Origin of the sequence: Salipiger sp. PrR003 (genome assembly GCF_010500785.1) — a bacterium.
In the GTDB taxonomy this organism is placed as follows: Bacteria; Pseudomonadota; Alphaproteobacteria; order Rhodobacterales; family Rhodobacteraceae; genus Salipiger; species Salipiger pacificus_A.
In genome coordinates, this window is record NZ_JAAGOV010000025.1 from 53,928 (window position 1) to 77,089 (window position 23,162).

Annotated in this window: 21 protein-coding genes; 10 read left to right on the top strand and 11 right to left on the bottom strand. The window is 67.4% G+C overall.

Annotated features, from left to right (window positions below; genetic code table 11):
• The first annotated feature begins 5 nt into the window (after positions 1–5).
• From G0D83_RS03155 to G0D83_RS03165, 3 genes are all read left to right on the top strand, one after another.
• A complete protein-coding gene (locus G0D83_RS03155; protein ID WP_164189446.1) occupies positions 6–1,226 on the top strand; it encodes a carbohydrate ABC transporter permease in 1,221 nt (406 codons plus the stop codon).
• A gap of 45 nt (positions 1,227–1,271) precedes the next feature.
• A complete protein-coding gene (locus G0D83_RS03160; protein WP_164189448.1) occupies positions 1,272–2,297 on the top strand; it encodes an ABC transporter ATP-binding protein in 1,026 nt (341 codons plus the stop codon).
• A gap of 130 nt (positions 2,298–2,427) precedes the next feature.
• A complete protein-coding gene (locus tag G0D83_RS03165) occupies positions 2,428–3,753 on the top strand; it encodes a cytochrome-c peroxidase (RefSeq protein WP_370457146.1) in 1,326 nt (441 codons plus the stop codon).
• 11 nt (positions 3,754–3,764) lie between these two features.
• Here the strand turns inward: G0D83_RS03165 and G0D83_RS03170 are convergent, their stop codons facing one another.
• Together G0D83_RS03170 and G0D83_RS03175 are read right to left on the bottom strand one after the other, a co-directional pair.
• Positions 3,765–5,261: a CRTAC1 family protein gene (locus G0D83_RS03170; RefSeq protein ID WP_164189450.1), complete on the bottom strand. Its 1,497-nt coding sequence runs from the start codon at positions 5,259–5,261 to the stop codon at positions 3,765–3,767.
• Positions 5,258–6,514 carry an ROK family protein gene (locus G0D83_RS03175; protein ID WP_164189452.1) on the bottom strand — a complete coding sequence of 419 codons (1,257 nt, stop codon included), beginning with the start codon at positions 6,512–6,514 and terminating at the stop codon, positions 5,258–5,260. Before G0D83_RS03175 ends, G0D83_RS03170 begins: the two co-directional genes overlap by 4 nt.
• Before the next feature lie 225 nt (positions 6,515–6,739).
• On the opposite strand from G0D83_RS03175, the gene xylF reads away from it, so the two are divergent.
• From xylF to G0D83_RS03200, 5 genes are all read left to right on the top strand, one after another.
• Positions 6,740–7,759 carry a D-xylose ABC transporter substrate-binding protein gene (gene xylF, locus G0D83_RS03180; RefSeq protein WP_164189454.1) on the top strand — a complete coding sequence of 340 codons (1,020 nt, stop codon included), beginning with the start codon at positions 6,740–6,742 and terminating at the stop codon, positions 7,757–7,759.
• A gap of 111 nt (positions 7,760–7,870) precedes the next feature.
• Positions 7,871–9,163, top strand: coding sequence for a sugar ABC transporter permease (locus G0D83_RS03185; RefSeq protein WP_108968438.1), 1,293 nt, complete (start codon positions 7,871–7,873; stop codon positions 9,161–9,163).
• On the top strand, positions 9,163–9,918 hold the full coding sequence (locus G0D83_RS03190) for an ATP-binding cassette domain-containing protein (protein ID WP_164189457.1): 756 nt from the start codon (positions 9,163–9,165) through the stop codon (positions 9,916–9,918). The genes G0D83_RS03185 and G0D83_RS03190 overlap by 1 nt, the downstream gene beginning before the upstream one ends.
• A gap of 34 nt (positions 9,919–9,952) precedes the next feature.
• Positions 9,953–11,251 (top strand): xylose isomerase, encoded by a 1,299-nt coding sequence (gene xylA / locus G0D83_RS03195; protein WP_164189458.1) that lies wholly within the window; start codon positions 9,953–9,955, stop codon positions 11,249–11,251.
• 155 nt (positions 11,252–11,406) lie between these two features.
• Positions 11,407–12,144: a hypothetical protein gene (locus G0D83_RS03200; protein ID WP_164189460.1), complete on the top strand. Its 738-nt coding sequence runs from the start codon at positions 11,407–11,409 to the stop codon at positions 12,142–12,144.
• A gap of 171 nt (positions 12,145–12,315) precedes the next feature.
• Here G0D83_RS03200 and G0D83_RS03205 read toward each other — a convergent pair whose 3' ends face one another.
• Both G0D83_RS03205 and G0D83_RS03210 read right to left on the bottom strand, forming a co-directional pair.
• Positions 12,316–13,239: a TatD family hydrolase gene (locus G0D83_RS03205; RefSeq protein WP_235939385.1), complete on the bottom strand. Its 924-nt coding sequence runs from the start codon at positions 13,237–13,239 to the stop codon at positions 12,316–12,318.
• Entirely contained in the window at positions 13,236–13,979 is a 744-nt protein-coding gene (locus G0D83_RS03210; protein WP_164189462.1) for an EboA domain-containing protein, read from the bottom strand. Before G0D83_RS03210 ends, G0D83_RS03205 begins: the two co-directional genes overlap by 4 nt.
• Before the next feature lie 97 nt (positions 13,980–14,076).
• Here G0D83_RS03210 and G0D83_RS03215 point away from each other — a divergent pair, with 97 nt between their 5' ends.
• Complete coding sequence (locus G0D83_RS03215; RefSeq protein ID WP_164189464.1) at positions 14,077–15,462, top strand: alkaline phosphatase family protein; 1,386 nt, start codon at positions 14,077–14,079, stop codon at positions 15,460–15,462.
• On the opposite strand, the gene G0D83_RS03220 is transcribed toward G0D83_RS03215, so the two are convergent.
• The 7 genes from G0D83_RS03220 to G0D83_RS03240 all read right to left on the bottom strand — a co-directional run bounded on the left by G0D83_RS03220 (position 15,459) and on the right by G0D83_RS03240 (position 22,443).
• Entirely contained in the window at positions 15,459–16,316 is an 858-nt protein-coding gene (locus G0D83_RS03220) for a UbiA family prenyltransferase (protein WP_164189466.1), read from the bottom strand. The genes G0D83_RS03215 and G0D83_RS03220 overlap by 4 nt on opposite strands.
• The gene (gene eboE / locus G0D83_RS03225) at positions 16,313–17,500 is read right to left on the bottom strand and encodes a metabolite traffic protein EboE (RefSeq protein WP_164189468.1); all 1,188 of its coding nucleotides are present in this window, start codon (positions 17,498–17,500) and stop codon (positions 16,313–16,315) included. Before eboE ends, G0D83_RS03220 begins: the two co-directional genes overlap by 4 nt.
• Positions 17,497–19,440 (bottom strand): 3-dehydroquinate synthase, encoded by a 1,944-nt coding sequence (locus G0D83_RS03230; protein ID WP_164189470.1) that lies wholly within the window; start codon positions 19,438–19,440, stop codon positions 17,497–17,499. The genes eboE and G0D83_RS03230 overlap by 4 nt, the downstream gene beginning before the upstream one ends.
• A gap of 485 nt (positions 19,441–19,925) precedes the next feature.
• A complete protein-coding gene (locus G0D83_RS32035) occupies positions 19,926–20,111 on the bottom strand; it encodes a hypothetical protein (protein ID WP_370457147.1) in 186 nt (61 codons plus the stop codon).
• Positions 20,108–20,794: a hypothetical protein gene (locus G0D83_RS32040; RefSeq protein WP_235939388.1), complete on the bottom strand. Its 687-nt coding sequence runs from the start codon at positions 20,792–20,794 to the stop codon at positions 20,108–20,110. Before G0D83_RS32040 ends, G0D83_RS32035 begins: the two co-directional genes overlap by 4 nt.
• Positions 20,795–20,830: 36 nt before the next feature.
• Complete coding sequence (locus G0D83_RS32045) at positions 20,831–21,046, bottom strand: hypothetical protein (RefSeq protein ID WP_235939390.1); 216 nt, start codon at positions 21,044–21,046, stop codon at positions 20,831–20,833.
• 326 nt (positions 21,047–21,372) lie between these two features.
• Complete coding sequence (locus G0D83_RS03240; RefSeq protein WP_108968420.1) at positions 21,373–22,443, bottom strand: Glu/Leu/Phe/Val dehydrogenase dimerization domain-containing protein; 1,071 nt, start codon at positions 22,441–22,443, stop codon at positions 21,373–21,375.
• 239 nt (positions 22,444–22,682) lie between these two features.
• Between G0D83_RS03240 and G0D83_RS03245 the strand changes: the two genes are divergently transcribed.
• A complete protein-coding gene (locus G0D83_RS03245) occupies positions 22,683–23,144 on the top strand; it encodes an Lrp/AsnC family transcriptional regulator (RefSeq protein ID WP_164189472.1) in 462 nt (153 codons plus the stop codon).
• Positions 23,145–23,162: the final 18 nt, after the last annotated feature.

A 23,162-nucleotide genomic window follows, 5' to 3' on the forward strand; every position in this document is an offset into this window, starting at 1 on the left:
ACATCATGAACACTTTCCGCATCGGATATGTCACCGCGCTCTTGCTGGGCGCACTTTGGTGCCTGATCATCGCCACCACCGTGGCCGTCGCCATGAGCTTTGCCACCGGCGCAGGGTTTCGCCCCGTCTGGCTGGCGCTGCCACTGGGGGCGCTGATGGGGCTGGCCTGCCTGCGCTGGGGTGGGCACGGACGGCCCTTGCTGCCCGCGGCGCTGGCGCTTGCGATGCTCGGCCTCGCGGCGCTGTCCGGTCTGGCCCCGCTGGCCATCGCCCCAGAGGCCTCGGGTCCGGCGCGCTGGACCGGGCTGATCGCGGCCACGGGCTTTACAGCGCTTGGCATGTGGAAGATCCTCGAGAAGACGCCCGAAGGCGCGCTCACCCGCCATGTCTTCGAGGCGGCGGTGATCCGCTTCCTGACCGGCTTTGGCTACATCTTCTTCACCGCCATCGTGGTCATCCCCTTCTACGTGATGGTGATGACCTCGCTGAAGAACCAGGCGGCGCTGGTTCAGAACCCGCTGGATTTCTCGCTCGACCTGAGCCAGGGGCTCGGCCTCTTCCGGTCGTACGTCGAGCTGATGCGGGACTACAACTTCGGCAGCTATCTCTGGACGTCCTTCTACGTGTCGGTGCTCACGGTGCTGATCACCCTCGCCTTCGCCATCCCCGGCGCCTATGCCGTGGCGCGGCTGCGCTTCCGGGGCCAGAAGGTCTTTTCGCGCTCGATCCTGCTGATCTACATGGTGCCGATGATCGTGCTGGCGCTGCCGATCTACATCGCCTTCTCGATGACCGGGCTGCGCAACACCCTCTTCGGCATCGTGCTGATCTACCCGGTCACCACCATCCCCGTGGCGCTCTACATGCTGCAGGGCTACTTCCGCGGCCTGCCGTCGGAGGTCGAGGAGGCGGGGCTGATGGACGGGCTGTCGCGGCTCAAGGTGATCTGGACGATCACCCTGCCGCTGTCGCTGCCGGCACTGGCCTCGGTCTCGCTCTACGTATTCATGATCGCCTGGAACGAGTTCCTGCTGGCCTTCATGCTGCTCGACGATCCGGGCAAGTTCACCCTGACCCGCGGCATCGCTTCGCTGAACTCCTCGGAGGTGCCCCGGCAGCACCTGATGGCCGGTTCGGTGATCGCCACGGTGCCGATCATGGTGCTGTTCCTGGGGCTCGAGCGTTTCATGACCAAGGGGCTGACCGCCGGATCGGTGAAAGGATGAGCGGCGCCGAGGCGCCCTCTGCAAGACTGATGAGGAAAGACTGACATGGCTGGCATCGAGCTGAAATCCGTCGAGAAATGGTACGGCGGCGCGCAGGTGATCAAGGGCGTGGATCTTGCCGTGGAGGAAGGCGAGTTCGTCATCTTCGTCGGCCCCTCCGGCTGCGGCAAGTCCACGCTCCTGCGGATGATCGCCGGACTCGAGGAGACCTCGCGCGGGCAGATCGTCATCGGCGGCCGCGACGCCACCGCCGAGCCCCCCGCCGAACGCGGACTTGCGATGGTGTTTCAGAGCTACGCGCTCTACCCGCATATGTCAGTGCGGGAAAACATGGGCTTCTCGCTGAAGTCGGCGGGCGCGCCGAAGCAGGAGATCACCGACAAGGTCGACGAGGCCGCACGGGTGTTGAAGCTCGAGCCGCTGCTCGAGCGGCGCCCCAAGGACCTTTCGGGCGGGCAGCGCCAGCGCGTCGCCATCGGCCGCTCGATCGTGCGCGACCCCACGGCCTTTCTGTTCGACGAGCCGCTGTCGAACCTCGACGCGGCGCTGCGGGTGGAGATGCGTTACGAGATTGCCAAGCTGCACCAGGCGCTCGGCGCCACGATGATCTACGTCACCCACGACCAGGTCGAGGCGATGACCCTTGCCGACCGTATCGTGGTTCTGGAAGCCGGGAAGATCAGCCAGGTCGGCAGCCCGCGCGAGCTCTACGAACGGCCCGGCAACCTCTTCGTCGCGCAGTTCATCGGCTCGCCGAAGATGAACGTGATGCCCGCGGATGTGGAGGGGTTGCGCCTGTCCGAGCCCATGCCCCCAGCCGCCCGGCACCTCGGCATCCGCCCCGAGCACATCACACTGACCGGCCCCGGCGAGGGCCAGCTCGACGGCACGGTGGACGTGCTCGAGTACCTTGGCGCCGACACCTATGTGATCGTCGACTGTGGCGCCGCGGGAAAACTCACGGTGCGGGCCATCGGCAGCACCGCGCTGACCCCCGGCGCGCCCTGCGGCCTTGGCTTCGCGCCCGCGCAGATCCACGCCTTCGACGCCGGCGGCCTCGCGCTCCGCTGAGGGGTCTTCTGCACCAAAGCCTCAACGGGGTGTCCGCGCCAACGGACGGGGGCAACGCCTCCAAACGCACCGCTTGCCGCAAGCCCCGCCCGCGTGTCATCAATATCCCACCGAGGGGGAGGAGAGGACGATGCGCAGGATGGGCATGGCGCTGGTGGGGCTGACCCTGCTGGCCGGCGGCACCGCGGCGGAGACGCGCCTGCCGCGCGCGGTGAACGATGCGGATTACGTTGAGACGGGCGCCGAAGAGGTCGCGCTTGGGCAGCTGCTCTTCTACGACCCGCTGCTTTCGGGCAACCGCAATATCGCCTGCGCCACCTGCCACCATCCGCGATTTGCCACCTCGGACGGATTGAGCCTCGGGATCGGCGAGGGCGGAATCGGGCTCGGACCGGAGCGCCACGTCACTGCCGAGGACACCCCCGAGCAGCGCATCCCGCGCAACGCAACGGCGCTTTTCAACCTCGGAGCGCATGAGTTCACCACCCTCTTCCACGATGGACGGATCGAAGCAGACCCGTCGCGCCCCGGTGGCCTTCGGACACCGATGGCCGAGGACATGGAGCAGGGCTTCTCGGGCGTGCTTTCGGCCCAGACGATGTTCCCGGTGCTTTCGCCCGACGAGATGGCGGGGCATTACTCCGAAAGCGACGTCTCCAAGGCAGTGCGGTCAGGGCGGATCACCGGCGACGGCGGAGCCTGGGACATCATCTCGCGGCGGGTCGCGGCGGTTCCGGACTATGCCGCGCGCTTCGAGGCGGTCTACCCGCATGTGGCGCAGGGCAGGCCAATCCACTTCACCGACATCTCCAACGCCATTGCCGCCTTCGTCGCCTTCGAGTGGCGCTCCGACGACAGCCCCTTCGACGCGGCACTGCGCGGCGAGACGACGCTGGCCGGCGCCGCGGCAGAGGGGGCGGCGCTCTTCTACGGGCAAGCCGGCTGCGTGGAGTGCCACTCCGGCCCCTTCCTCACCGACCACGACTTCCACGCCATGGGCGCGCCGCAGCTCGGGCCAGGCAAGGCCGAGCGGTTCGAACACCACGCGCGGGACGACGGGCGGATGCGGGTCACCGGACGCGCGGAGGATCGCTTCGCCTTTCGCACGCCCTCGCTGCGCAATGTCCTGCAGACCGGGCCCTGGGGCCACGCGGGCGGGCATGACGATCTGGCGGACTTTGTCGCCGACCACGCGGCGCGGGCCGAGGGGCTGGGCGGATACGCCCGCCATGTGGTCCTGCCCGAACTGCCGGAGACCAAGCCCGATTGGACGGTGATGGACGACCCGAATGAGGTTCAGGCGCTGGTGGCCGCAGCCGGACCGGGCACGTCGCTGACCGCCGGTGAAATCGAGGCGCTCATGGCCTTTCTTGAAACGCTGTCCGATCCCGTGGCGCTGTCGGGACGCCTTGGCGTTCCGCACACCGTGCCCTCGGGGCTGCCGGTGGACCGCTGACAGAGCAAGCCTCAGGGCCGCTCGACCCGCATCACCTCGCCGGCGCGCGCGGGCTGCCAGTCGCCCGCCACGCCGTCCGGCCAGATCACCCGCAGCTCGGCCTCCGCCTCCGAGCCCATGCCGAAGTGCAGCGGCAGCGCGCTGCCCCCCGCGTGGCCGCCGCCGATGGTCACCTCCTGCGCCTGCACACCGGACAGGCTGCGCAGCTCGACCCAGGCGCCCACCGCCTGACGGTTCACGCCCGACTGCGCCGGCGCAACCCCGACCCAGCCCCCTGCCCCCTCGGTCACGTTGCGCCAAAGCTCCATCGGGGCACGGCGGTTGACCACCGCCAGATCCAGCAGCCCGTCGCCGTTCAGATCGGCCAGCGCCGCCCCGCGCGCGCGGTGCATGGTGGCGATGCCTGCCGTCTCGCCCGCTTCGGCGAAATGCCCGTCCGCCCCCTGCATGAGCAGCGAATTGGGATCGTCCATCGCCATGCCGGGCATCTGGTCGACGTTGCCCTTGGAAATGAAGAGATCCGCCCGCCCGTCGTTGTCGACGTCGCCGAACTCCGCATGCCAGCCGGTCGAGGGCCGCCCGTCGCCGCCCGTGTAGGGCCGATGCGCGGTCGCCCCCTGCGCATACGGCGCATCCTCGAACCGCTCCCCGCGATTGAACTGCAAGAGCTGGTCGCCCATCGAGGTCATCATCACCTCGGGCAGCCCGTCGCCGGTGAGATCGCGCGAGGCGATGCCCATGCCCCAGAGCGAGACCCTGTCCCAGTCGGTGCGCTCCTCGAGCGGCGAGAGACGGAACATCTGCTCGTAGCCGCCCTTCACGTAGTAGTGCCGGTCGTTCGACAGGCGCAGCTCGGGCGTGCCGTTGCGCCGCCAGTCCGAGATCAGCGCCGAGAGGGTGCACCAGCCGGGCTCGATGGTCTCTACCGAACCGAAGCCGGCCTGGCCGGGGCGGATCAGCGCGCTGCTGTCGCAGGCCTCGAAGGGACCGTCGGGGTCGAAACGGTCGACGTAATTGCCGACAAAGACCGTGGGCCAGCCCTGTCCTGCCTCCCAGGTGGCGGCAAAGGCGGTGGACCAGGCGTCCCGCTGCGGCAGCTTCCACGCCGCGGTGGCATCCTCGAACCGGCACTCGCCAAGCCCACGCAGCACGACATTCGGCCCCACCCGCAGCACGAAAAGATCGAGCTGCCCGTCGCTGTCCGCGTCCAGCGGGTAGGCGCCGGTGACGCCGGTCAGTTCGGGCAGCTCTCCAGCCTCGAAGCGCAGCGGCCCGCCCGTCTCGGAGCGGTTGACGAAAAGCGATGCGGGCGCGGTGCCCCCGGCGGCAAAGAGCTCGGGCAGGTCGTCGCCGTTGCAGTCAAAGGCGGCGAGCCCGCCGCCGACGAAATGCTCCCATCCGCCGGAATAGACGTGCTCTGCCGGCAGGCCCGCGCTCTCGTCGACAAAGACGGGCCCCGCCGCGCCGAGCGAGGGAACCAGCGCCAAGAGCACCACCGCCCGGATCATTGCGCGGCCATCTCGCGGCCCGCTCCGAGCATCTGCTCGGTCAAGGTCTCCAGCGCCAGCGCCGCGGCGCCGCGCGCCCAGACCATGTCGCCCCAGGCGTGGATCTCGACCTTGGGCGCAGCGCGGCCGGTTTCGATCATCATCGTCTTCATCTCGGTCAGCGTGCCCTCGGCATAGAGATAGTCGTAGCGCATCCGTTCCCCCGAAAGGATGATCAACTGCGGATCGAAGAGGTTGGTCACATTGGCCAGCGCCAGCGACAGGTAACGCCCGGCGCGGCGGAAAATCGAATGCGCCGCGGGGTTGCCTGCCTTGGCCTGGCTGAACAGGCTCTCCAGAAGCGCCCGCACCGAGCGGGTTTCAAGATCGGGCAGGTTCAGCGCCGTGCGCGCCTCGCGCACCAGCGCGTAGTCGGCGACATAGGCCTCGAGACAGCCGCGCTGGCCGCAGCGGCAGAGCGCCCCGTCGAGGTGCACCTTCATGTGCCCCAGCTCCATCCCCATGCCATGCGCGCCGCGATAAAGCCGGTGGTTCATGACAAACCCCATGCCCACGCCGTGCTCGATGGTGACCACAGCGAAATTCGACATCGTGCGCCCGGCGCCGAACCAGAGCTCGGCGAGCGTCACGAGGTTGGCGTCATTGTCGATATGCACCGGCAGGCCGAGCCGCTGCGAAAGCGTCGGGCTGAGGTCGGTGTCGCGCAGATCGAGGATCGGCGACCAGCGCACCAGTCCGGTGTCGGCATCGACGAACCCCGGCACCCCGAGGCCGAGCCCACGCAGCGAGGCCGCGTCGACACCGGCCGCGCCGCAGACCTCGCGCATCAGCGCCTCGGTCACGTCGCCGACCGCCTCCACCGACAGCTGCCCGGGCTCGCGCGGCTTGGAGGCGGTGGCGATCACCCGCCCCGAGAGATCGGCCAATACCGCGGTGTGATGGATGTCCGAGAGTTTCATCCCCATGACGTGATGCACCCCGGGGCGGACCTGCAGCGCCACCGCCGGCCGCCCACGCCCGCTGTCGCCGACGCGCGGCGCCTGGACCTCCTCGAGAAAGCCGGTCTCGATCAACTCGGACGTGATTGTGGTGACCGAGGCAGGGCTGACCCGCAGGTCCTTGGCCACTTGCACCCGCGGCACACGGCCAAGCGCGCGGACGTGCTCGAAAACCTGCTGGCGCAGCGGGCGCAGCGCCGAGTCCGGCGACTGCAGGAAGGGGCCGCAGCCGATGATTTCCGCCTCGTCGTTCATCCGCTGGGGCGTCCTGAATTCATTTATTCCAAAAACAAATTTCATCGCAAAATCCATCTCAAGGCCACATCAAGGGCACAAGGTCAGGGCTTCTGGCCGATATTTGCTCTGTCTGGCAATATGCGCGGGCAAAATTAATTTGACAACTGAATTTAAGAGGCTCAGGCTGAGCCAGCGCCGAGGGAGAACGGCGCATGCCCCACCGGGGCACCTAGGGAGGAAAACATGTACAAGACCTTGCTGGCCTCTGCGGCCATCACACTCGGGCTTGCCGTAACGGCATCCGCCCAGACCGTTGGCGTGTCCTGGTCGAACTTTCAGGAGGAGCGCTGGAAGACCGACGAGGCCGCGATCAAGTCGGCGCTTGAGGCGGCGGGCGCGACCTATATTTCCGCCGACGCACAGTCCTCGTCCTCGAAGCAGCTGTCGGATGTTGAATCGCTGATGGCGCAGGGCGTGGACGCGCTGATTATCCTCGCGCAGGACACGCAGGCGATCATCCCCGCCGTCGAGGCCGCCGCCAACGAGGGCGTGCCGGTGATCGCATATGACCGCCTGATCGAGGACAGCCGGGCCTTCTACCTCACCTTCGACAACGTCGAGGTCGGCCGGATGCAGGCCCGCGCGGTGCTCGAGGCTGCGCCCGAGGGCAATTACGTGATGATCAAGGGCTCGCCCACCGATCCCAACGCCGACTTCCTGCGCGGCGGCCAGCAGGAGGTCCTGCAGGAGGCCATCGACAGCGGCAAGATCACCATCGTCGGCGAGGCCTATACGGATGGCTGGCTGCCCGCCAACGCGCAGCGCAACATGGAACAGATCCTGACCGCCAACGACAACAAGGTCGACGCGGTGGTCGCCTCGAACGACGGCACCGCCGGCGGCGCCGTGGCCGCGCTGACCGCGCAGGGGCTCGACGGCATCCCGGTCTCCGGCCAGGACGGCGACCACGCGGCGCTGAACCGCGTCGCCCGAGGCACCCAGACCGTCTCGGTCTGGAAGGACGCGCGCGAGCTGGGCAAGGCAGCAGGCGAGATCGCCGTGCAGCTGGCCGGCGACGCGATGGCCAGCGACATCGAGGGCGCTGAGGAATGGACCTCCCCGGCGGGCACCACGCTCTGGGCCAAGTTCCTCGAGCCAGTGCCGGTCACCAAGGACAACCTCGAGCCCGTGGTGGACGCGGGCTGGATCAGCCAGGACGCGCTGTGCCAGGGCGTCACTGACGGCCCTGCTCCCTGCAACTGATCGCGGCGTATTTCTGAGCTGACACACAGGCGCCCCGCCGCGCCATCCGGCCAACGACCGGCAGCGCGGCGGGGACATCCAGGCAAACACCCCTAATCCCCCGAGGTCACCATGGCAGAGGCGAACGCCTCCGGCGCAGGGGCCGGCCGCAGGAACATCTTCAAGACCCTCGAATTCGACACCCGCCTGCTCGGCATGGTCGGTGCCTTCGTCCTGGTCTGCGTCGTGTTCAACGTCCTCACGGATGGCCGCTTCCTCACCCCGCGCAACATCTTCAACCTGACGATCCAGACGGTGAGCGTGGCGATCATGGCCACCGGCATGGTCTTCGTCATCGTCACCCGCAACATCGACCTCAGCGTCGGTGCGCTGCTCGCCACCTGCTCGGCGATGATGGCGATCACCCAGACAAAGCTGCTGCCCGGCCTCGGCCTCGACTACGGCAACCCGGTGATCGCACCGCTCGCGATCCTTGTCGGGCTGCTCACCGGGGGTCTCATCGGGGCGTTTCAGGGCTGGATCGTCGGCTACCTGACCGTACCCGCCTTCATCGTCACCCTCGGCGGGCTGCTGGTCTGGCGCAATGTCGCCTGGTACCTCACCAGCGGCCAGACAATCGGCCCGCTCGACGACACCTTCCAGACCCTCGGCGGCATCGGCGGCACGCTCGGCGTCACCGGCAGCTGGATCTTCGGCGTGCTCGCCACGCTGGTCGCCTGGGCCGCCATCGCGCAGGCCCGCAAGGCCCGGATCAATCACGAGTTCCCGGTCAAGCCGATCTGGGCCGAAGGCGTACTCATGGCGCTCTCGGCGGCGGCGATCCTCGGCTTCGTGGCGATGCTCAACGCCTACGAGGTGCCGACCCGGGTGCTGCGACGCGGCTTCGAGGCGCGTGGAGAGACCATGCCCGAGGGCTTCACCGCGGGCTACGGCATACCCTTCTCGGTGCTGCTGCTGATCGCCGTGGCGGTGGTGATGACAATGGTCGCCCGTCGCACCAGGCTCGGCCGCTACATCTTCGCCACGGGCGGCAACCCCGAGGCGGCGGAACTTTCGGGCATCAACACCCGCCTGCTGACGGTCAAGGTCTTTGCCGTGATGGGCGTACTCTGCGCGCTTGCGGGCATGGTTGCCTCGGCCCGCTTGTCGTTCCATTCGAACGACATCGGCACGCTCGACGAATTGCGCGTCATTGCCGCTGCGGTGATCGGCGGCACGGCGCTGGCGGGCGGCATCGGCACGATCTACGGCGCCATTCTCGGCGCGCTGATCATGCAGTCGCTGCAATCGGGCATGGCCATGGTCGGCGTCGACGCCCCCTTCCAGAACATCGTCGTCGGCATCGTGCTGGTGCTCGCCGTGCTTATCGACATCCTCTACCGCAAGCGCACGGGAGACGCATGATGGCTGACAGAACCGGAGCCCCGCTGGTCGAGATGCGCGACGTCTCGGTCTCCTTCGGCGGCATCAAGGCGGTCGATCACGTCACCGTCGATCTCTACCCCGGCGAGGTGGTCGGCCTGCTCGGGCACAACGGCGCGGGCAAGTCCACGCTGATCAAGTGCCTGTCGGGCGCCTACCGCATGGACAGCGGCGAGATCCTGATCGACGGCGCGAAGGCCGAAATCAACAACCCTCGCGACGCCCGCCGCTACAACATCGAGACGATCTACCAGACGCTGGCGCTGGCGGACAATCTCGACGCTGCCTCAAACCTCTTTCTGGGGCGCGAGCTGGTCACCTCGACCGGTCTCGTCGACGACGCCCAGATGGAGGCCGAAACGCGCAAGATCATGGGTCGCCTCAACCCGAACTTCCGCAAGTTCCAGGACCCGGTGAAGGCGCTCTCGGGCGGTCAGCGGCAATCGGTGGCCATCGCCCGCGCGGTCTATTTCAATGCCCGCATCCTGATCATGGACGAGCCCACCGCCGCGCTCGGCCCGCAGGAGACGCAGATGGTCGCCGAGCTGATCGAACAGCTCAAGGCGCAAGGGCTCGGCATCTTTCTCATCGAGCATGACATCCACAACGTGATGAAGCTCTGCGACCGCGCCTCGGTGATGAAGAACGGCAAGCTGGTCGGCACGGTCAACGTCGACGAGGTCACCGACGAGGACATCCTCGGCATGATCATTCTCGGCAAGCAACCGCGCGACTGAAGCAGCAGACACCCCAACGCGACACGAGGCACTCATGACGGGCTTCTTCGGAGACATCCCGAAACTCACCTACCAGCCGGACGAAGGCAGCGAGTTCGCTTTCCGCCACTACAACCCCGACGAGATCGTGCTGGGCAAGCGGCTGGAGGATCACCTGCGCTTCGCCATCGCCTATTGGCACAGCTTCGCCTGGGAGGGCGGCGATCCCTTCGGCGGGCGCACTTTCGAGCGGCCGTGGTTCGGTTCGGAAATGGACAAGGCCAAGATGAAGGCCGACGTGGCCTTCGAGATGTTCGACCTGCTGAACGTGCCCTTCTTCTGCTTCCACGACGCCGACGTGCGCCCCGAGGGGAAGGATTTCGCCGAGACCACGCGCAATCTCGAGGAAATCGTCGACTACTTCGCCCAGAAGATGGAAGGCGCGAAGACCCGCCTGCTCTGGGGCACGGCGAACCTCTTCACCCACCGCCGCTTCATGTCCGGCGCAGCCACCAACCCCGACCCCGAGGTCTTCGCCTGGTCCGCCGCGACGGTGAAGACCTGCATGGATGCCACCCACAGACTTGGCGGCGAGAACTACGTGCTCTGGGGCGGGCGCGAGGGCTACGAGACCCTGCTCAACACCGATCTGACGCGCGAGGCCGAACAGGCCGGGGCCTTCCTGTCGATGGTCGTCGACTACAAGCACAAAATCGGTTTCAAGGGCGCGATCCTGATCGAGCCGAAGCCGCAGGAGCCTTCGAAACACCAGTATGACTTCGACGTGGCCACGGTCTACGGCTTCCTCAAGCGTTTTGGGCTGGAGACCGAGGTTAAGCTGAACATCGAGCAGGGCCATGCCATCCTCGCCGGGCACAGCTTCGAGCACGAGCTGGCACTGGCCGCCTCGCTTGGACTGCTGGGCTCGATCGACATGAACCGCAATGACTACCAGTCAGGCTGGGACACCGACCAGTTCCCGGATAGCGTGCCCGAGGTGGCGCGGGCCTATTACGAGGTGCTGAAGGCGGGCGGATTTACCACCGGCGGCACAAATTTCGACGCCAAGCTACGGCGGCAGTCGCTCGACCCCGAGGATCTGATCCTCGGCCATGCCGGCGCGATGGACGTCTGCGCACGCGGGCTGAAGGCGGCGGCGGCATTGCTCGAGGACGGCACGCTCGAGGCCTTGCGCGCCGAGCGCTACGCCGATTGGGAGGCCGCCGAGAACAAGGCGCTGCTCAGGTCCGACCTCGCCAGCATCGAGGCGCGGGTGCGCGATCAGGCGATCAACCCCGAGCCGCGCTCCGGGCGGCAGGAACGCCTCGAGAACCTCTGGAACCGCTACGTGTGACCCTGCCGCCCGGCGCGCCTCGAAGCGCCGGGCGCGTCGCTGCCTGGCGGCGCCATACTTCCGCCGAACTGCGCTGCGAACTTCCGGCTTGCGTTCGCCCCGGCCTTGCATGCCATTCTGAGGACGACGCTTTTTCGCTTTCGGAGGTCGCCCCGATGTTCAGGTTCCCCTGCCTCGCCCCGCTGCTGATCGCCCTCGCCGCACCGCTTTCGGCACAGGTTCCGGCGGTGGATCTCGACGCCGTCGCACGCAGCCCGGCCTTCCGCTGGCCCGCGCGTCCGGGCTGGCCCAGCCGTCCCGATCATTCCCACCGCCCCAGCTGGCCCGGCGGCCCCGGCTGGGGAGGGAGCTGGACGCCGGGTTGGGGCGGCTATGGCGGGCTTGGCGTTTCCATCGACCTCGGCACCCGCGTGCCCGGTGCAGACGGATCGGTGCGCGAGCCGGTGATGACCCTCGAGCGCGACAGCCCCGCCCGCACCAAGCGAATCCGCAACACGCCCGGCGCCCCGGCGGTCAGCGCGCCGCAGGGCGCCTCCACGCGCCTCGGTCAGCCGCCCATCGTCGAACGCGCCCCCGCCACCGCAACCCCCGCCCTGCCCGGCCAGGCGCAGCAGGGGGTCGGCGAACTGAATGGCGGCGGCACGGCGCTGGGGCAGGTTCTCAGCTCGAACGGCGAGACCTACGTGCTGCTGCTCACCCTGCCCGAGAACCGCCTCACCTGCCTCGGCCAGCTCGACGGGCCGCCCGCGCTTTTCCCGAGCATGGGCTCGGCGCTGGCCTGCACCGATGGCGCGCAGGGAAACGCGCTCTTTGCCACGCCCGAGGACGGCAGCGGCAGCAGCGCCAGCTTCACCCTGGACGGCGGGCGCAGCGGGTATCTGGTGTTTCCCTGATCGACCCTCGCCACGCCAAGCCCGGCGCTCCTAGCCCGCGACCGGATCGCCCAGACCCATCAGTGCCCTGGCTCGCGCCCGCCGGCCATGCGCCGCGCCGAAGCAGGCGGGCAGAGGTGGCGTGAGGTGCGCTTCTGCTCGGCCCTCGGGTCGAGGGCCGAGCACAACGGCTTACTCGATGGTCAGCCCTTTGCGCCGCTGCGTTCCCGGCTCCTCGATGACCGGCTCCCGGCCACCGCGAAGGATCGAGTTTCCCTCGTAGAGCGTGCGCTGGTCGATGGCGGGGGGCGACAGCCAGTCGCTCTCCTTCATCTGCCCGCTCTGGCCGTAGGCGGCGAGCGCATTGCCGTAGCAGACCGCCCGCACCACCTCTTCGGACACGCCGCTCTGCAGCGCAAGCTGCGCCGTCTTGGCCACTCCAAGGCAATCCGAGATGCCCCAGTCGCAGGCACTGTCGACGACGATCCGCTCGGAGCCGTACTGTTTGAGCAGCTCGACCATCCGCGCGTTGCCCATCTTGGTCGAGGGGTAGATCGAGAAGCCTGCCCAGTAGCCGCGGTCGAGCACCTCGCCGACGGTCTCCTCGTTATTGTGGTCGATCACCACCATCGACGGATCGAGGCCCATCTCCTCGCAGACATCCATCGACAGGCTGGTGCCGCGTTTCTTGTCGCGGTGCGGCGTGTGCACCATGACCGGCAGGCCAATCTCTTTCGCCAGCGTCAGCTGCAGCCGGAAGTACTTGTCCTCGAGCGCGGTCTGCTCGTCGTAGCCGATCTCGCCGATGGCAACGACGCCCTCCTTGAGCGCGAACCGCGGCAGCCACTCCATCACGCCCTCGGCCAGCTCCTCGTTGTTGGCTTCCTTGGAATTGAGCCCGATGGTGCAGTAATGGCGGATGCCGAACTGTCCGGCGCGGAAGCGCTCCCAGCCGACGATGGTCGACAGGTAATCGACGTAGGTGCCTACGAAGGTGCGCGGCTGGCCGAGCCAGAAGGCGGGCTCGATCAGGGCCACGACGCCGGCGGCGGCCATGGCCTCGTAATCGTCGGTGGTGCGCGAGATCATATGCGCGTGGGGATCAATCAGCATCATGACACAAACTCCTCGATAACACGTCCCTCGGCCCGCGCCCGATCAAGCTGGGCCCGGATTTCCGGGGTTTCCGCAAAGGGGCCGACCAGCGGCCAGAGCTCCTCCATCACCGGCCGCCCGGCGGCCCAGCGTTCGCGCGCGTATTGCACGAGGATGCGCGCCAGCTCGGGGTTGGCGCGGTCCTTGAGGCCGGTGATCGGCCCCAGCGCCGCGCCGATGAACAGTGCCTTGAGGATCATGTGGTTCCAGCGGTGCTCGTCGAAATGGTCGCGGGGATAGGGGTTGTTGTGGGCGATGGCCTCGAACACCGGCTTGAGGTTCGAACGCAGCCCCTCGCCCACCTCGAAGTGCAGGCTCTCGGGCTCGGGATAGAGCGGCAGCCCGCGGTAGAGCGCGATCATCTCGGCGGCGTCCGAGGTGCGGCGCAGGTCCTTGAACGTCTCGGCAAAGGGGCGGTCACCCCTGTAGCTGAGCAGCCCCAGCACCCGCGCGGCGCCGTCGAGGCTCCAGTCGCCGGGCTGCCAGCCGGGGCGCGCGGCATCGGCCTCGGCCAGCTCGTCCGGGCTGAGGGCAAGGTCGGCCTTGCCAAGCCGCCGCGGCGCGAAGCCGAGAAAGAGGTGGAGGTCGCGCTCTGTCGCCCCGGGGGCGGCGAGCGTCGCGAGCTGGTCCTCGAGCCAGGGCCTCTCGGCCCCAGCACGCTCCGCTATCCATTTCTGCAAAAGGTCTTTTGGACTGGTCATCGAACTCTCTCCCAAATGGTCAATGAAACACTGGACGGGCGGAGGGAACGCGCGTCATAGTCGGCAAGTATTTTGTTGCTGGATATTTTTTGATCTCATGACACCGACTCTTGTTATTCTTGTCGTCGGCCTGACACCGAAGCTTGTCGGCCAGTTCACCCCCAACATCGCCGCCCTTGCCGCCCGCGGCGCTCTGCGCCCGCTCGAGACGGTGATCCCCGCGGTCACCTGCACGGTGCAGGCGACGCTGGCGACCGGCCTGCCGCCCTCGGGGCACGGCGCTGTAGCCAATGGATGGTACTTCCGCGATCTCAAGGAGGTGCTGCTCTGGCGCCAACCCAATTCGCTGCTGCAGGGCGAGAAGATCTGGGATGCCGGGAAGGCGCGCGACCCGGGCTTCACCTGCGCCAAGATGTTCTGGTGGTACAACATGTATTCGACCGCCGATTACTCGGCGACGCCGCGGCCGATGTATCCCGCCGACGGGCGCAAGATCCCCGACCACTACGCGCATCCGCCCGAGCTGCACGATGAGCTCGACGCCAAGCTCGGGCGCTTTCCGCTCTTCACCTTCTGGGGGCCGACGGCGAGCATCAGGTCCTCGGCCTGGATCGCCGATGCCACGCTGCACGTGATGGAGACGCGGCGCCCGACGCTGACTCTCACCTACCTGCCGCATCTCGACTACGACCTGCAGAAGTTCGGCCCCGATCTCGACCACCCCGAAGTGCAGCAGTCGCTGCGCGACATCGACGCGCTGGTCGGCAAGCTGATTGCCGCCGCCGATACCGAGGGGCGCCGGGTGCTGGTGGTCTCTGAATACGGCATCACCCCGGTCAGGGACGCCATTCACATCAACCGCGCCCTGCGCGAGGCCGGTCTGATCGCCGTCCGCCCCGAGGAACACGGGCGCGAAATCCTCGACGCCGGTGCCTCGGCGGCCTTTGCCATGTCCGACCACCAGCTGGCGCATGTCTACGTCAACGACCGCGCGCGGCTGGCCGAGGTCAAGGCGCTGATCGAGGGGCTGGACGGGGTTGAAGCGGTCTGGGACGAGGAAGGCAAGCGTGCCAATGGCCTCGACCATCCGCGCTCCGGAGAGCTGGTGGCGATCAGCAGGCCCGACCGCTGGTTCAGCTATTATTATTGGCTGGACGAGGCCAAGGCCCCCGACTTTGCCCCCACCGTCGATATCCACCGCAAGCCGGGCTACGATCCGGTCGAGCTGTTCCTTGATCCCGCCCTTCGCTTTCCCAAGCTGGCGGCGGGCTGGAAGCTGGGCAAGCGCAAGATGGGCTTCCGGCAGATGCTCGACCTGATCTCGCCCTCGCGCACCGATCTGGTGAAGGGCAGTCACGGGCGGATCACCGAGGACCCCGGCGACGGGCCGCTGGTGATCTCTTCCGAGCCGGGGATGCTGCCCGAGGGGCCGGTGCGGGCCGTGGACTTCAAGGCGCTGACGCTGAGCCATGTCTTCGACTAGGTCCCGGCGATCCGGCGCTGCAGCGCGCGGGTGAGGCCAAACCCGGCGACTGCCAGCAGCGCCGGGAGCCAGCCGCCGTGGACCCCGGCGATAAGCGCGGCATCGTAAAGCGAGATCGACGCGATCAGCAGGGTGACGGCCTTTGGCACGTCGCCCTTAGCCCGGCGGAAGAGGAGGCGCAGGGCACCGCCGGTGGCGACGAGGAATCCCAGCGCGACCAGCAGCGCCAGCGGCTTGCCCCAGCCCATGACCAGCACCAGCACAGCCGGGAAGGCGAGCACCGCCAGGGGCCAGGCGCGGTCCAGCCGGTCGTAGGCCTCCTGCTTGGCGGCGTAGGTAAGGCCGACCACATAGGCCATCAGCCCCAGCGCCCCCCAGAGTGCCACACCCGGAAAGGCGCCGGTGGCGGCAAGCGCAGCCATCACGTAGCAGAAGAACCGGGTCACCCCCATGATGACCGGCGCCAGCGCGGTGCGCTTGTGCAGCCAGTCGTAGAGGAAGATGCTGAGCGTCAGCAGCAGCGCCGAGAGCAGCGCCAGCCCGCCGAGCGGCAGGGTCAGCAGGACGCCGAGCCCGAGCATGGCAAAGGCTCCGAGGAAAACCGCGCGCTGCGAAATCTCACCCATCGGGATCGGCCGGTCCGCCTTCTGCGCGCGGTCGATCTCGGCGTCGAAGGCGTCGTTGAGCCACATGCCCCCCACGTAGAAGAGTGTCAGCGCCAGCGCGCTCAGCAAGATGGGCACGAGCGCCGCGCCGGGGGCGGCGGAGAGCGCCAGCAGCGCGCCCGCCATGGCATTGGTCCAGACCGTCGGCAGGTTCGACACGCGCCCCAGCTTGAGGGCGGTGGCGATCATTGCCCGAGCCGGTCCAGCACCCAGCCCAACTCGCGGCTGATCGCCGCGTCCACGCTCGAGGTCCGCAAGTCCGGGGGCAATACGTCCCATGTATAGGTCTCCACTTCGAGATGCGGTGAGATCGGCTCGGCCCGGTGCAGGTCGAGGATCTCCTTCAGAAAGTCCTGCGTGCTGTCGAAAAGCCCGAGCGAGCCAAGAAAGACCGGCACGTGGAAGTGCACCCGCCATTCCTCGCCATCGGCCTCGGCGCCGCGGGCCAGCGCCTCGGGCAGATCGGAAAAGGCGCGGATCGGACCCTCGCCGCGGCGGGCGAGCACCTGGTGCAGGTAGGTGGGCTCGGAATAGGCGGCGAGCGCTTCGCGGACCTCGGGGCTCACCTGCGCGCGCAGCGCCGAACTGAGCTGCAGCTTGTGGATCGGGATGCCCGCGCCCTGCAGCAGGGCAAGGCTCTGCGCCGGGTCCTCGTATTCCACCGCCGCGTGGCAGACGTCGTAGCAAAGCCCGAGGTGCGCGCGCAGGGCCACTTCTGCCTCCGCGCGGGCCAGCCCGGTCAGATCGGCGAACCGCGCCACGGCGGCGGGGCCGTAGAGCCAATCCTCGAAGAAGGCGACGCTGCCCGCGATCGTCTCGAGAAAGCAGAATGGCTCGGGCTCGATCGCCAGCGCCACGGTGACGCCAGTGCGCGCCTTGACCGCGACGCAATGCGCCGCCGCCTGCAGATACAGCTCGGCCATGGCGGCCTCGGCGCCCCCGGCCAGCGTGCGGAAGGTCCCCGGCACGGTGCTGAGGCTGACCCAGTCGCCGGGCTCGGCGAGCTCGGCCATGAGATCGGTGAGCCGGGTGGTGTACCGCAGCCGCTCGGGGTCGCGCCAGTCGGGCTGATAGACCTGCTCCTTGACCCGAACGCCGTGGAACGGTCCATAGGGGAAGCCGTTCATCGTCGCCGGCACGAGATCGTTCTCGCGCAGGAACTGCTTGAGCCACGCTCGGCGGTCTTCCCGGTCAAGCTCATCGAGCGCGTTCGACGACAGCCGCAGCCCTACGGCGAAGCGGTCATCGGGAGAGAGCTGCGCCTTCACCGCCAGAAGCGGGCCGGTCAGCGCGGCGTGGCAATCCTCCCAGGTTTCGGTGGCATGGATATTGAGGCAGTAGGTCAGGGTGCCAAGCCCGTTGCCGAGCTTCATGCCTCCTGTCCCTGTTGACGTGCCGCGCCGCGTGCCGCGAGCCAGACAAGGGCCTCGGCGACCAGTTCGGGGCGCATCTCGTGCACCTCGACGCCGACCCCGAGATCGGACAGCAACGTGACGGTGAGCTCGCCGCCGAGATGCTCGCGGAACTCCTCGAGCCCGACGAGGATCTCGAGCCGCCCGCCCGCGTCACGCCGGCCGAGATCGGGGTGCCAGATCGGCAGGCCGAGGGCCTGCAGCAGCGCCAGCACGCGCTCCTCCATCCCCGCCGGCAGAAGCCCGGCCAACACCGAGTAGCGCGCGTCAAGCGCGATCCCCATTGCCACGGCATCGCCGTGGCTGACGGCATAGCGGGTCAGACCCTCGAGCTTGTGCGCCGACCAATGGCCGAAATCGAGGGGGCGGGCAGAGCCGCGCTCAAACGGATCGCCCCCAAGAGCGATCTGCCGCATGTGCAGCTCCGCCGAGCGGCGGATCATGTATTCTTCGGCCTCGGGCGCGAAGTGCTTCAGCCGGTCCGCATTCGCCTCGAGCCAAAGGAAGAACGCAGGATCGCGGATCAGCGAGACCTTCACCGCCTCGGAGATGCCGGAGCGACGGGTCGCGGCGGGCAGCGTCTCCAGCAGGTTGAAGTCGTTCAGCACCGCCCAGGGCGGGGCAAAGCTGCCCGCGAAGTTCTTCGAACCCTCGAAGTTCACGGCATTTTTCACCCCGACGCCGCTGTCGTTTTGCGACAGCACCGTCGTTGGCACCCGTATATGCCGGAGCCCCCGGTGCGCCGTTGCGGTGGCCATACCCACCGCGTCGAGCACCGCGCCGCCGCCGACCGCGATGACATAGGAATGCCGGTCGATGCTGTGCTCAAGGATAAGGCGGTAGATCTCGAAGACCGTCTCGAAGCCGGCCTTTATCCCCTCCCCGCCTGCAACCGGCATCGGCGCGGCGACCAGATCGACGCCCTCGACGGTGTCCCGCACATAGGCGCCAATCGCGTCGGCAAGCGCCGGGCGATGTGCCAGAAGATCGCGGTCGACGAAGACCACGCAGCGCTGCCGGCGCGCCTCCGCCCCGGCGGCAAACACGTCGCGCAGCGCAGGGTTTTCCGGATCAAAGACCCCGCGCGTGAAGACCACGCGGTACTCGTAGCTGACCGAGAAGGCTTGCCTGACGGTCAGCGTGGCGGGCGCTCCATCCTGCGACATGTCTTGCGCGACGGGCGCGCCCACGGCCGCGGCCGCGTCAACGCCAGCCTCGGTGCGGGTCAGCGCCCCCGAGGCCGCCACCGCCCTCGCCGGAGCCTTGATCCGCGCATAGAGGGCACGCCCCGCCAAGCCCGCGATCGGCAGCGCCAGCGCGGCGCAGAGCGCAAGGAGGAACGAGTCGACCTCGAGCGCCAGCGCGCCCAGTGAGGCATAGGCGGCGGCGATGCCGAGATTTGCCAGCGCCACGACGCCAAGGAACCTGCGCAGGGGCAGGCCCGCCACCCCTGCCGCGATGGTCGAGGTCTCGGCCAGGACCGGCACGGCCCGCATCAGAAGCACCGAGCCGAGCGCGATACGTTCGGACACTTCTGCCGACCGCGCCAGATAGTCCCTTCCGAGCAGCCGACCGAGCGCGCGGGTGCCGCCGGTCGCACCGATCCAGTAGCCGAGAAGGCAGCTCAGCGTCATCCCGGTCCAGCAGGCAAAGGTGCCGATAGCGACGCCGAGCAGCGTACCCGCCGAGACGTTGACCACGCTCGACGGCACCGGAAGCACCACGTCGAGCGCCAGAGCCGTCACGATCAGCACCCAGAGACCAGTGGGGCTCTGCGTCCCGGACAGCAGGTCAATGACCAGCGTTTCGATGCGTCCTTCGAAGAGCAGGAAACTTGCCGCGAGTACGAGGGCCAGCATGGTGAGAATCACGAGCCAGCGCAGCGTCATGGAAACCGACATTACGAATACCTTTCTCGAACACAGCGCACCCCGGCGCGGGCCGGAGGCAGAAAATATAGCAGTATCAATCAATTCGTCTCAAATCGTCCGCACCCCGAGACGCAAATGTCTCGGTATCTGCACGGACGTGTTCTTACAGGCTAGGCAAGAGAAAGCGGTTCGCCTAGCCCCGAAATGTCGCAGTGGGCGCGAAATCCGGTTTGCCGCGTTCTTCGACCGATCGCCGGGATGCGGGTCCGAAAGCGTCCAGCCCGCCCGCATCGGCGGGTCTCCAAGGTGCAAGCGCCCCGCTCCTTGGCCGCCGGGCAGGCGCCCGCGCGCGGTGCCCGGCAAGGGGCCCGCCGGGCCATCGGGCGCACTGGGGCGCCATTGCGGATCCGCCAAGAGGGGTCGCCCTGGAAATGCGCCTTGGGCATCGAGGGAATGATGGTATCGGGTTGCGCGATCTGCGGCGATCTGCGTCAGGCACCTTTGTCCACGCCGGGTCAGCTCATCATCGCACCCAGGCTGAGCAGCAGCATGAGGATGATTGCCAGGCCGATCACCAGCGGCATCACGAAGCGCAGCCAGCGATCAAAGGAGACACGGCCTATGGCGTGCCCGCCCATGACCACGGCGAAGGTCGGGTTGAAGAGGTTCACCAAGCCGTTCGCGGATTGGTAGGCGGTCACCACGAGTTCGCGCCCCAGACGACGACGGACATCGCGAGGAACAGCCCGGTCATCTCCGCCATCCACCAGCCGAACCCGACAACCCCGATTATCATCACCCCGAAAGTCAGCCCGAAGAGCGCCAGAATGATGCTGCGCACGGGCGTAAGGGTCGGAAGGGCCGCGCCGGCCGCCTCGGACAACTTGAGGAAGAAGGTGCGATTTTCCTCCGCCATGTCGGATAGCAAGGAGGCAGCAGGATCGGCCTTCACCGTGTGGGCATAGCGCATGACGTGGACGATGCCCGACGCGAGACAGACCACAAAGATCAGCGCGCGCGGCACGATGCCCTGCGTGAAGGCGATGCCCGCCCCCTGCGGGGCGACGACGGTGGCAAAGGCGTTGAACGTCGAGCCCAGCGTGCCGATCCCGGCCCCGAGCATGATCACCGCCACTCCGGTCAGCGCATCGTAGCCCGCCCGGATGAATACCGGAATGCTCAACGCGTAAAAGGCCAGCGTCTCCTCTGCCATGCCGAAACTCGTTCCCCCGAGGGCAAAGGCGGTCATCAGGATGGGGATCATCAGATGTTCCCTGCCCCCGAGCCTGATCAGCAAGGCGCCGATGCCAGCGTCAATGGCACCTGTCCTGCTGACCACCATCAGGAACCCGCCGATGACCAGCACGAAGACCGCAACGTCCATGGCTGCGCTCGACGCGGAGCCCAGCAGGGCCGGATCCTACATGCCGGCAATCGGAGCAAGGATCACGTCGGTGATCCCCTGAGGGTCCGGCTCGACCGGCCGATAGCTCCCCGGGACGGGAGCCGCGACGCCGAGACTGTCGTTCATCTCGCGCGCATATTCTCCCGCGGGAATGACCCAAGTGAGCATCGCGAAAATCGCGATCAAGACGAACAGGATGGTGAACGCGGTTGGGAACCGGAACTTTGTCATCGTCCGACCAGCTGAATTGGGAAATTCGAAAATGCTTTGCGAGGGAGCGATCTTGCGAAGATACGCAAGCTTCGTGCGACTCCTAAAAGAAAATGTCGCCTATCCCTCGTTGAGCGGTCCCCTGCGCAGGCAGCGCGACAACAGCGAGCAAAAAAGCTCGGCGATCAAACCCCCGGCGATGGGCTGGGCCTTTGATTGTGCCGATCTCCGCGCCCGGGCTGCTGCGGAGCGGTGCCGCGGGCGAAGTGGAGACCGCCGGACTCGTGGCCCTCGCGCAATGCCTGCGCGGCAGCCACGGGATCGGCGGCTCCTTCGGGACGGTGCCTTCAGACGGCGAGCGCGTCGACCTTGGCGGCCTCGGCGAGGATCTCGGCGACCATGTCATCGGCGACTTGGATCGTCGTCTTGCGCTCTTTCCGGCTGGTCTCGATGATCTGCGCGACCCGGCCCGCGATCTGCACGAGACGGTCGGCGCGGTACTCCGGCCCGGCGTGGTGGACCTCTCCCGCGACGCTGATGATGCCACCCGCGTTCACCACGTAGTCCGGCAGGTAGAGGCAATCGCGTGCCAACAGTTCCTCGGCGACCGAGGGCTCGAGCAACTGGTTGTTCGCCGCCCCGCAGACGAGGCGGGCGCTCAGCTGCGCCACGGTCTCATGGGTGAGGATCCCGCCCAGCGCGCAGGGCGCGAAGATATCCATCTGCTGCGCGAAGATCTGCTCCGGCGGGCAAATCTCCGCACCGAGGCTGGCGCGGGCTCTTTCCACCGCCTCTGCATTGACATCCGACACCACCAGCTCCGCACCGGCGGCATGCAGCTTTTCCGCGAGGCTCCAGCCGACATGGCCGAGACCCTGCACCAGCACCCGCCGCCCGGTCAGATCGCTCTTGCCGAAGACCGCCTTCGCGCCGACTTTCAGGCACTGGAAGACGCCCTCGGCAGTAAAGGGCGAAGGATCGCCGCTGGCATGCGCGCCATGGTCGAGACCCACCGCGTAGGCGGTCTCCTTGGCCACATTTGCCATGTCTTCGGGCGAGATGCCGACATCTTCCGCGGTGTAGTAGCTACCGCCAAAGCTCTCGATCGCGCGGCCGAAGGCGCGGAAAAGCGCCTCGGTCTTGTCGCTGCGCGGATCGCCGATGATGACGGATTTGCCGCCTCCAAGGCCGAGACCCGCCATCGCGTTCTTGTTGGTCATGCCCGCCGCGAGGCGCAGAACATCGGTCCGCGCATCCTCGAGCGTGGCGTAGTTCCACATCCGGCAGCCGCCGACCGCCGGGCCGAGAACGGTGGAGTGCACGCAGACGAAGGCACGCAGGCCAGCCTCTTCGTCCTCGATGTAGACGAGGCGCTCATAGCCCGCGGGAGCCTGTTCTTCGACAAGTTTCAGTGCCATCTGGTCCTCAAAAACCGCTAGATTGGTGTCTGCGACAGTGTGGCACAGGAGGCGCGACGTTTTCGGCCAAACTCGGGAGCGGTTTCGTTCCGGCTGATACCTATTCGCTAGGCGAAAGCCATTTTGCGGTGATTGTCTCTACGAACCTGCTTATAGCGCCGGGGAACGCCTCGAATCCACGCGGCTGTCTAGCGGAATCAACGGACGGCTACACAACCCCAGCAAGCAGGAAATACCACATGCCGATTTCCCTCGATGAGCTTGACCGAAAAATCCTGCGGGTGCTGCAATCCGACGGCCGGATCACCGTGGTGGATCTGGCCGAGAAGGTCGGCCTGTCCCCCACCCCCTGCAAGCGCAGGGTCCAGAGGCTCGAGGAAACCGGGCTGATCAGCGGCTATATCGCCAAGATCGATCGCAAGGTCTCCGGCTTCGGGGTCACCGCCTTTGTCTCGGTCGAGCTCGAGCGCTCGGATGGCGAAGACGTGGAGCGGTTCCAGAAAGCCGTCTCGGGGATCGAGGAAGTGGTGACGGGCATGCTGATGACCGGCTCGCAGGACTTCCTGCTCGAGGTCCTGGTCAGGGACCTCGAGGAATACGAAGAGGTGCTTCAGAAGAAGCTGATGAAGATCGAGGGCGTCCGCAGCGTGCGCTCGCGATTTGCCCTGCGCAAGTTCATCGAACGGACACGCATCCCCTGACGTCTGCCGCGACCGCCG

Bases quoted from the DNA above. Each gene is read 5' to 3' on its own strand.
- G0D83_RS03155 (WP_164189446.1), top strand. From the start codon at position 6: ATGAACACTTTCCGCATCGGATATGTCACCGCGCTCTTGCTGGGCGCA.
- G0D83_RS03160 (WP_164189448.1), top strand. From the start codon at position 1,272: ATGGCTGGCATCGAGCTGAAATCCGTCGAGAAATGGTACGGCGGCGCG.
- G0D83_RS03165 (WP_370457146.1), top strand. From the start codon at position 2,428: ATGCGCAGGATGGGCATGGCGCTGGTGGGGCTGACCCTGCTGGCCGGC.
- G0D83_RS03170 (WP_164189450.1), bottom strand. From the start codon at position 5,261: ATGATCCGGGCGGTGGTGCTCTTGGCGCTGGTTCCCTCGCTCGGCGCG.
- G0D83_RS03175 (WP_164189452.1), bottom strand. From the start codon at position 6,514: ATGAACGACGAGGCGGAAATCATCGGCTGCGGCCCCTTCCTGCAGTCG.
- xylF (WP_164189454.1), top strand. From the start codon at position 6,740: ATGTACAAGACCTTGCTGGCCTCTGCGGCCATCACACTCGGGCTTGCC.
- G0D83_RS03185 (WP_108968438.1), top strand. From the start codon at position 7,871: ATGGCAGAGGCGAACGCCTCCGGCGCAGGGGCCGGCCGCAGGAACATC.
- G0D83_RS03190 (WP_164189457.1), top strand. From the start codon at position 9,163: ATGGCTGACAGAACCGGAGCCCCGCTGGTCGAGATGCGCGACGTCTCG.
- xylA (WP_164189458.1), top strand. From the start codon at position 9,953: ATGACGGGCTTCTTCGGAGACATCCCGAAACTCACCTACCAGCCGGAC.
- G0D83_RS03200 (WP_164189460.1), top strand. From the start codon at position 11,407: ATGTTCAGGTTCCCCTGCCTCGCCCCGCTGCTGATCGCCCTCGCCGCA.
- G0D83_RS03205 (WP_235939385.1), bottom strand. From the start codon at position 13,239: ATGATGCTGATTGATCCCCACGCGCATATGATCTCGCGCACCACCGAC.
- G0D83_RS03210 (WP_164189462.1), bottom strand. From the start codon at position 13,979: ATGACCAGTCCAAAAGACCTTTTGCAGAAATGGATAGCGGAGCGTGCT.
- G0D83_RS03215 (WP_164189464.1), top strand. From the start codon at position 14,077: ATGACACCGACTCTTGTTATTCTTGTCGTCGGCCTGACACCGAAGCTT.
- G0D83_RS03220 (WP_164189466.1), bottom strand. From the start codon at position 16,316: ATGATCGCCACCGCCCTCAAGCTGGGGCGCGTGTCGAACCTGCCGACG.
- eboE (WP_164189468.1), bottom strand. From the start codon at position 17,500: ATGAAGCTCGGCAACGGGCTTGGCACCCTGACCTACTGCCTCAATATC.
- G0D83_RS03230 (WP_164189470.1), bottom strand. From the start codon at position 19,440: ATGTCGGTTTCCATGACGCTGCGCTGGCTCGTGATTCTCACCATGCTG.
- G0D83_RS32040 (WP_235939388.1), bottom strand. From the start codon at position 20,794: ATGGACGTTGCGGTCTTCGTGCTGGTCATCGGCGGGTTCCTGATGGTG.
- G0D83_RS32045 (WP_235939390.1), bottom strand. From the start codon at position 21,046: ATGACAAAGTTCCGGTTCCCAACCGCGTTCACCATCCTGTTCGTCTTG.
- G0D83_RS03240 (WP_108968420.1), bottom strand. From the start codon at position 22,443: ATGGCACTGAAACTTGTCGAAGAACAGGCTCCCGCGGGCTATGAGCGC.
- G0D83_RS03245 (WP_164189472.1), top strand. From the start codon at position 22,683: ATGCCGATTTCCCTCGATGAGCTTGACCGAAAAATCCTGCGGGTGCTG.